Annotated in this window: 7 protein-coding genes and 2 pseudogenes; 5 read left to right on the forward strand and 4 right to left on the reverse strand. The window is 65.2% G+C overall.

Features of this window, described 5'->3' with window-relative positions:
• Window positions 1–27 precede the first annotated feature (27 nt).
• Genes ACH49N_RS29770 through thpD form a run of 3 tightly spaced genes read left to right on the forward strand, consistent with a single transcriptional unit; the run spans window position 28 to window position 2,382 of the window.
• Entirely contained in the window at window positions 28–768 is a 741-nt protein-coding gene (locus tag ACH49N_RS29770; protein ID WP_358276313.1) for a maleate cis-trans isomerase, read from the forward strand.
• Window positions 755–1,432 carry a GntR family transcriptional regulator gene (locus ACH49N_RS29775; protein ID WP_358276314.1) on the forward strand — a complete coding sequence of 226 codons (678 nt, stop codon included), beginning with the start codon at window positions 755–757 and terminating at the stop codon, window positions 1,430–1,432. Before ACH49N_RS29770 ends, ACH49N_RS29775 begins: the two co-directional genes overlap by 14 nt.
• A 35-nt stretch (window positions 1,433–1,467) precedes the next feature.
• The gene (gene thpD / locus ACH49N_RS29780) at window positions 1,468–2,382 is read left to right on the forward strand and encodes an ectoine hydroxylase (RefSeq protein WP_358276316.1); all 915 of its coding nucleotides are present in this window, start codon (window positions 1,468–1,470) and stop codon (window positions 2,380–2,382) included.
• A 48-nt stretch (window positions 2,383–2,430) separates the two neighbouring features.
• Here the strand turns inward: thpD and ACH49N_RS29785 are convergent.
• Window positions 2,431–2,795 (reverse strand): annotated as a pseudogene (locus ACH49N_RS29785) (MarR family winged helix-turn-helix transcriptional regulator); the annotation flags it as partial.
• Here ACH49N_RS29785 and ACH49N_RS29790 point away from each other — a divergent pair.
• Window positions 2,790–2,992 (forward strand): annotated as a pseudogene (locus ACH49N_RS29790) (MFS transporter); the annotation flags it as partial. The pseudogenes ACH49N_RS29785 and ACH49N_RS29790 sit on opposite strands and share 6 nt — an antisense overlap.
• A 13-nt stretch (window positions 2,993–3,005) precedes the next feature.
• Here ACH49N_RS29790 and ACH49N_RS29795 read toward each other — a convergent pair.
• The 3 genes from ACH49N_RS29795 to ACH49N_RS29805 all read right to left on the reverse strand — a co-directional run bounded on the left by ACH49N_RS29795 (window position 3,006) and on the right by ACH49N_RS29805 (window position 5,573).
• Window positions 3,006–3,848 (reverse strand): amino acid-binding protein, encoded by an 843-nt coding sequence (locus ACH49N_RS29795; protein ID WP_358276318.1) that lies wholly within the window; start codon window positions 3,846–3,848, stop codon window positions 3,006–3,008.
• A gap of 148 nt (window positions 3,849–3,996) precedes the next feature.
• On the reverse strand, window positions 3,997–4,725 hold the full coding sequence (locus ACH49N_RS29800; protein ID WP_358276319.1) for an acetoacetate decarboxylase family protein: 729 nt from the start codon (window positions 4,723–4,725) through the stop codon (window positions 3,997–3,999).
• The gene (locus ACH49N_RS29805) at window positions 4,722–5,573 is read right to left on the reverse strand and encodes an SDR family oxidoreductase (protein WP_358276321.1); all 852 of its coding nucleotides are present in this window, start codon (window positions 5,571–5,573) and stop codon (window positions 4,722–4,724) included. Before ACH49N_RS29805 ends, ACH49N_RS29800 begins: the two co-directional genes overlap by 4 nt.
• A gap of 143 nt (window positions 5,574–5,716) precedes the next feature.
• On the opposite strand from ACH49N_RS29805, the gene ACH49N_RS29810 reads away from it, so the two are divergent.
• Window positions 5,717–6,892, forward strand: coding sequence for a cytochrome P450 (locus ACH49N_RS29810; RefSeq protein WP_358276323.1), 1,176 nt, complete (start codon window positions 5,717–5,719; stop codon window positions 6,890–6,892).
• Window positions 6,893–7,026 lie beyond the last annotated feature (134 nt).

Here is a 7,026-nt window from a genome sequence, read left to right on the forward strand (position 1 = left end):
CGCCCCCGACCCCGCAGAGGAGAACGCATGACCCGCTCCCAGGCCCCCACCGTGGGATTCATCTACCCCGACCACGCGGCCGAGGACGACTACCCGTTCGCCGCGGACATGCTCGGGGTAGACCTGCCGGTCGTGCACATCTACGGCACCGACCTGCACGCCGTGCCCGAACTGCTGGACCTCGGCAGTCCCGAGAAGCTCGCAGGCGGCGCCGCTCTCCTTGCGGAGCAGAAGCCGGACGCCGTCGTGTGGGCGTGCACCTCGGGCAGTTTCGTCTACGGACCCGACGGCGCGAAGCAGCAGGCCGATGCCCTCGCCGCGGCCACCGGTGTGCCCACGTCCAGCACCAGTTTCGCGTTCGTCCACGCGCTGGCTGCCCTCGGGATCACCCGCGTCGCGGTGGCCGCGAGCTACCCGGAGGACGTCGCTAAGTTGTTCGTCGACTTCCTCGCCGCTGCCGGCGTCGAGGTGCTGTCCATGTCGAGCGCCGGCATCGATACCGCCGCCGAAGTCGGATTGCTGAGCCCGGAGGAAGTGGTCGAGCTCGCGGTCGGAAACGATCACCCGCATTCGGAAGCACTCCTCATACCCGATACGGCGATGAGGACGCTGGGCGCGCTGAGTACTCTCGAGCAGCGCCTCGGCAAGCCGGTCCTCACGGCAAACCAGGTGACCATCTGGGAAGGCCTGCGCCTCGCGGGCCACACGGCGGTGCATCCGTCGTTAGGAACCTTGTTCGAGAAAGGCCACAGTCATGGCTCTGACTGACTTGGAACCCGTCAGTCGTCAATCGACTGCCGAGTTCATCGCGGATCGTCTGCGTGACGCCATCATGAAGGGCGCACTCGAGCCCGGCACGCAGCTGGGGGAGGCGGATCTGGCCGCGCACTTCCAGGTGTCGCGCGGGCCGCTACGCGAGGCCATGCAGAGGCTGGTGTCCGAGGGCATCCTCCACAGCATCCGTCACCGGGGCATCTTCGTGACGGAGCTGACCCTCGACGACGTCGTCGACGTCTATCGGAGCCGATCGGTGATCGAGCGAGGTGCGCTCGAGATGATTTTCGACGACGGGCTGAGGGAGGACGTCTATCGCGCTCTCGAAGCACCTGTCATCGCGATGAAGGCCGCCGCCGAACGGGGTGACGCCGCCGCCGTATCGGACGCCGACCAGCTGTTTCATCAGGTTCTGGTGGAAAGCGCGTCGAGTCCCCGGTTGGTTCGTGCGGCTCGGACCTTGCTGATCGAGACGCGGATGTGTCTGGGGGCCCTGCAGACCACCTATGCGGACATTCGGGAGCAGGCCCAGGAACACGACGAGCTGCGAGAAGCGATCAGAACGGGTACACGTGAAGAGGTGCAGGAATTGCTGGCCGAGCATCTCGACGATGCCGTTCAGCGCCTGCGCGCCGATCAGAGGACTTTGTCCTCGTAGAACACCGAAGTAGAGGAACGCGCCGAGGAGGGCATATGACTCAGGTAGCTGAGATCCAGGAACAGACGAACAGCCGCGACCACTACCCGACCCGGATCAGCACCGAGCCGTCCATGATCGCGCGCAGTGAACCTGCTGTGTGGGGAACGCCCTCCGACGGCCCCTTCGACGCCGCAGCCCTAGAGCGTCACGAGGCCCGAGGTTTCACCATCGTCGAGAACCTGCTGGGTGCGGACGAGGTCGCCGTCTACCGTGAGGAGCTCGACCGGCTGTCCCACGACGCGCAGATGCGCGAGAGCGGGCGGGTCATCACCGAACGCGGCACGGACGAGGTCCGTTCCGTTTTCGACGTCCACCGGTGCAGTGCGATGGTCGCCGAACTCGTCCGCGACGGCAGAATCCTCGATCGCGCGCGGCAACTCCTCGGCTCTGACGTCTACATCCACCAGAGCCGGATCAACTCGATGCCCGGTTTCAAGGGCACGGGTTTCTACTGGCATTCCGACTTCGAGACCTGGCACGCCGAGGACGGCCTCCCGATTCCCCGGACAGTCAGCTGTTCGATCACGCTCACCGAGAACTTCCCGTTCAATGGCTCGCTGATGGTGATGCCCGGATCGCACAAGAGTTTCGTCCAGTGTGTAGGCGCCACACCGGAGAACAACTACGCGTCCTCGCTGGTCTCCCAGGAAGTCGGGGTTCCTCGGCGGGAGGATGTGACCGACATGGCCGCGGAGTACGGGATCGAGCAGTTCACCGGCGCTGCGGGCACCGCGCTGTGGTTCGACTCCAACGTGATGCACGGGTCGGGAAACAACATCACGCCGTTCCCGCGGTCGAACATCTTCCTCGTGTTCAACAGCGTCGAGAACACTCTCGTCGAGCCGTTCGCCGCTGCGCGTCCCCGGCCTGACTACATCGCGTCGCGCGACTTCACGCCGCTCGGCTGACCTCCGGTGGGCGGCGACGCGTGCCGATGCGCGCGTCGCCGCTCGCCCGGGCAGATCGTGCAGGACACGGGCGAGATGGGCGAGCTCGGGAACCTCGGCGGCCTGATCGAGCGCCGCTTCCAGCGTGGCATCGTGAGTGGGGCGCGCCGCGTCCAAGGCGGCTCGGCCCGCAGGTGTGAGCTCGGTATAGATACCGCGACGGTCGTCGTCGCACAGAATGCGGGTGAGTAGGCCCCGGTTCTCCAATCGATTCACCAACCTGGTGGTGGCACTGCTGCTGAGCGCCGCGGCCCGCGAGCGAGCTGCGCCATCCGCATATGCCAGCCGTCCTGGCGGTTCAGCGCGTCGAGCACCGTGTATTCGACCACGGAGAGGTCGTGGTCGCGCTGCAGTGCACGTTCGAGCTCAATATCGCCGCCTTCAATGTGGGGAACGCACTCGGCGCGTGGCTCGGTGGCATGACCATCGCTGCGGACTCGGATTCACCTCGCCGATCTGGATGGGTGCCGCACTCACGGTGGGTGCTCTCGCTGTTCTCGGTCTTGCCACCGTGCTCGATCGGCGTCCGGTGTGGTCGGAGGATGAGACAGTGTCGACGGTGTCGCTCTAGCGACAATTCTCGGTCAGCTCAGCGGTGGAACAGAATTCGTCTGTTGCGCAAGCTCACTCAGGCGCTGCGCACGGGCCACCTCGGCTGGCGTGAACGGCTCGTCGACAGCCCGTGTGAAGACGAGCATGTTCCCGTCACGGGCCGGGATTTCGAGGAACGCCGTGTTGGCGGGGTGGGCGTTCGAGTGGGTCCGGTCGCTGACCGTGTCGACGTACTGCGCGCCGAGAAGTTCTGCGATAGACAGGGGGAGTTCGGACGGATCGGCCGCCACCCGCGCCGCCAGCGTCAACGCCTTGGTCTGGCCGTCGATCAACGCGAGCGCCGAAGCGGGCCAGACGCCGACGTCGAGGCCGCCCGCGGACTCGACGGCAGTCGACAGTGCGTCCGGTGACGTGCCCCGGCACGCGCCGACAATCAACTCGTCGAGCGACCCGCCCTCGAGGTGATGGACATGCACCGTGAGGATGTTCGCGTCGAGCTTCGCAAGGTTGTGGGCAAGCGATTCGAGCTGTCCCGGGCGGTCGCTCACCCGGACGCGGATGCGCCAGAGCGACTGTCCGGTCGCGAAATGGCTGTGCTTCCCCTCGGGCGGGCCGTGCAACCACCCGCTGAGCAGTCTCATCGCGGACGGCTCGACGACCCAGATCACCAACACCGTCGTGCTGACGGTGAGCACTGCGACGGTGACGAGGTAGGACACGTGGACATGGATGACCAAGGCATGGAGCACTAGTTCGACGGGAAAGACGGCGCACAGTTTGGCAAGTGCCAGGCGGACGCGGCGGGGGTGCGGGAGCCGACCGCACGCCTCGCACGCGTTGACATGAACTCCGGGTTCTCTCGCGGCATCGTTCATACAGACACTGTCGGCGCACCGTGTTGCGACGTCGTTTCACCGCACGTCGGTGATGTGACAGAGGGGCGTGAAATACGTTGGGTCGCAGGGCCGACGTGGCTGTCGATACAGAACTCCGTTGTTGTGAGTTGGAGCACGGGGTTCCCGGTCAGACCGGTTGCGCGTCGCCGAAGGTCATTCGGAGGTTGGGGATGGACGACGTGACCAACGCCCGCTTCGGGAGGCCCAGCGACCGCAGTTCTTCGGCAATCGGGTGGCTGCCCAGTTTGAGCTCCGCGCCACCTGGCCGGGATCGGACACCACTCGGGTTCATGTCCCAAGTGGTGAACCGGGTGATCCCATCGAGGTGTGAGTACGCCGTAAGGGAGGCACCGGCACCGGAACCGGGAAGCGATATGCCTTTGGCAACGCTCAACTGAGCGATCAGCCGGCCATCCTGGCTGACCGACGCCCGCTTGACGGAGCTGACGTGATCGACGTCGAAATCGGCCAGCACCTTGGGGAAACCCCAAATTCCCCTACCGGCTGCGAGGGTGAACTCACCGTCGACGGGCAGCCGATGGATCAAGGCACCTGCCCGGCCCTTGGCCAGAGCCTTCACATCCTGTGTGACCGAGGTGCTGTCGGTTCGGTGGTCGCGGACGAGAAAGGTCACGCCGAATTCGTTGTAGGGGCCCAAATCTCCGTCCACGTAGTCGACGAACACCAGCGCGCAGATGCCGCGTCCGGGCCGGAACTGCAGTATCTCGAGGCCGGTGTAGTCGATCAGTTCCTGCGCGGCACCGGTCGGCACCGAGTACATCGCCGTGAATGCCGACGCCTGCCGAATCTCCACCGGCATGTCGACTTGCTTGCCCAGCACCTGATGTGAGTTCACGGCGCGACCACTCCGCGCAGTGCGTCCGCACCGAACATGGGCTCGAACATCGAGCTGAAATCGGGTCCACGCCGCAACATCTGACCACCATCGACGTTGATGATCTGGCCCGTGATCCACGTGGATGCGGGCCCGAGTAAAAACTTGGCGAGGGCGGCGATGTCGGTCACTTCACCGACTCGGGCAATGGGTGTGTTGGCCATGTAGTCGTCGAGGACCGGGCCGCCGTCGGTGATGAGCGCGACGAGATCGGTGCGGGTCAGGCCGGGCCGGATGCAGTTGACGCGCACGTGGGACGCACCCAATTCGTCCGCGGCGAGTCGGGTGAGGTGGTCGACGCCGGCCTTGGACGGGCCGTAGGCGCCGAACCACCGGTGCGTGTTGCTGCTGGCGATCGACGAGATGGTCACGATGGATCCACCACCCGCGGCGACGAGGGCGCGTGCGGAATGCTTGATCGTCAGCATCGTGCCGGTGACGTTCAGATCCACCGTCCGTCGCCACGCGTCGACGTCGAGTTGCGTCACCGGTCCCACGGTTTCGTTTCCGCCGGCGCAGGCAACGACCCCGTCCAGCTGTCCGGTGCGCTCGCTCGCCTTCGCGACCGCGCGGACGACCTCGTCCTCGGCGGTGACGTCGGCGACGACCGTGTCGACGGTCCCGGGCGGGTTGTCGGCCTCGATCCCGGCCGCCGCGGAGGACAGCTTCTCCCCATTGCGCCCACAAATCGTGATGTGCGCTCCTGCTGCCACCAACGCCGTGGCTACGCCCCACCCGATGCCGCTTCCGCCGCCGGTGACGAGCACCGACATCTTGGCGAGTCCGCTGTCGCCGTCGTTGTTACCCACGTGCCGACCTCCAGTTGTGAGAACTCGTGTCAATTCTGAGGCGCCGATCAGCGAGAACTTGCCGCTATACCTCTGTGTCATAGTAAGAACACGTTCTATTATCGGGGCACGGTTCGCAGGATTCAATGCTGAGGAGCACGTCGATGGGGAACAGGCCGGAATTCGATCTGATCGACGGGCGGTTCTACTCGGGCGAACTCGGAGATCCGCGGGAGGCTTACGCCTGGATGCGCGCCCACGAACCGGTGTACCGCGCGGACGGCATCCTCGGGGCGGCCAGCTACGAAGCGGTGCTCAGCGCGGAGCGCGATCCGGAGTTGTTCTCCAACGCGGGCGGGATCAGGCCCGGAGTCGGTCCGCTGCCACAAATGATCGACATGGACGACCCACAGCACCTGCAACATCGTCGCCTGGTCAACGCGGGCTTCACCCGCAAGAAGGTAGAAGCCAAGATCGACCGGATTCGCGAGATCTGCGACCAGTTGATCGATGCGGTGTGCGACAAGGGCGAGGCGGACTTCGTCCGTGATCTGGCGGCGCCGTTACCCATGGCCGTGGTCGGCGACATGCTCGGTGTGCGCCCCGAAGAACGCGACACCTTCCTGCAATGGTCCGACGATCTCATGAATGCACTCGGCAGCAACGTCACCGAAGAAAGCCTGCAGGCCCAGCTGAACGCCTACGTGGCATTCACCGAATTCACGCACCGCACGATCGCCGACCGCCGGAAGAATCCGACGGACGATCTCACCAGCATTCTGGTGCACAGCGAAATCGACGGACACCGCCTCAGCGACGAGGACATCGTCGGAGAGACCCTGCTCATATTGATCGGCGGCGACGAAACCACGCGGCACGTCCTGAGCGGCGGGATGGAACAGCTGATGCGTCACCCCGATCAGCAGGCGAGTCTGGTGCGCGACCCGGACGGTATTCCGGCGGCCATCGAAGAAATGCTCCGCTGGTCCTCGCCCATCAAGAACATGTGCCGCACGGTGACCCGCGACGTCGACTTCTTCGGCACACAGCTGCGACGCGGCGAGAAGATGATGTTGCTGTTCGAATCGGCGAACTTCGACGACACCGTGTTCGACGACCCGAACCGCTTCGACATCACACGGTCACCGAACCCGCACGTCGCCTTCGGTTTCGGCACCCACTTCTGCCTCGGCAACCAGTTGGCCCGCCTCGAGGCCAGGATCATGTTCGAACAGCTGCTGTCGAGGTTGCCGGACATGACGCTCGTCGACGACGGCCCGTTGCGCCGCCGCCCCGCCAACTTCGTGTCCGGGCTGGAGGAGATGCCGGTGAAGTGGTGAGGCGCTTCGCGCCCGTGCGCCTTTCTGGTAGCTGGAGCAACCAAAAAGGGGCTCTACTGACTCATTCGTGGGTGGGTTCGGCCGGGTAATTGTGGGCGGGCGCCCCCGAGGCTGAGCATCGCGAGTGCGATGAC

It is taken from the genome of Rhodococcus sp. NPDC019647 (assembly GCF_044389235.1).
GTDB classification, from domain to species: Bacteria; Actinomycetota; Actinomycetes; order Mycobacteriales; family Mycobacteriaceae; genus Rhodococcus_F; species Rhodococcus_F oxybenzonivorans.

Coding starts and splice junctions, on each gene's coding strand:
- ACH49N_RS29770 (WP_358276313.1), top strand. CDS start 28: ATGACCCGCTCCCAGGCCCCCACCGTGGGATTCATCTACCCCGACCAC.
- ACH49N_RS29795 (WP_358276318.1), bottom strand. CDS start 3,848: ATGAACGATGCCGCGAGAGAACCCGGAGTTCATGTCAACGCGTGCGAG.
- ACH49N_RS29775 (WP_358276314.1), top strand. CDS start 755: ATGGCTCTGACTGACTTGGAACCCGTCAGTCGTCAATCGACTGCCGAG.
- thpD (WP_358276316.1), top strand. CDS start 1,468: ATGACTCAGGTAGCTGAGATCCAGGAACAGACGAACAGCCGCGACCAC.
- ACH49N_RS29810 (WP_358276323.1), top strand. CDS start 5,717: ATGGGGAACAGGCCGGAATTCGATCTGATCGACGGGCGGTTCTACTCG.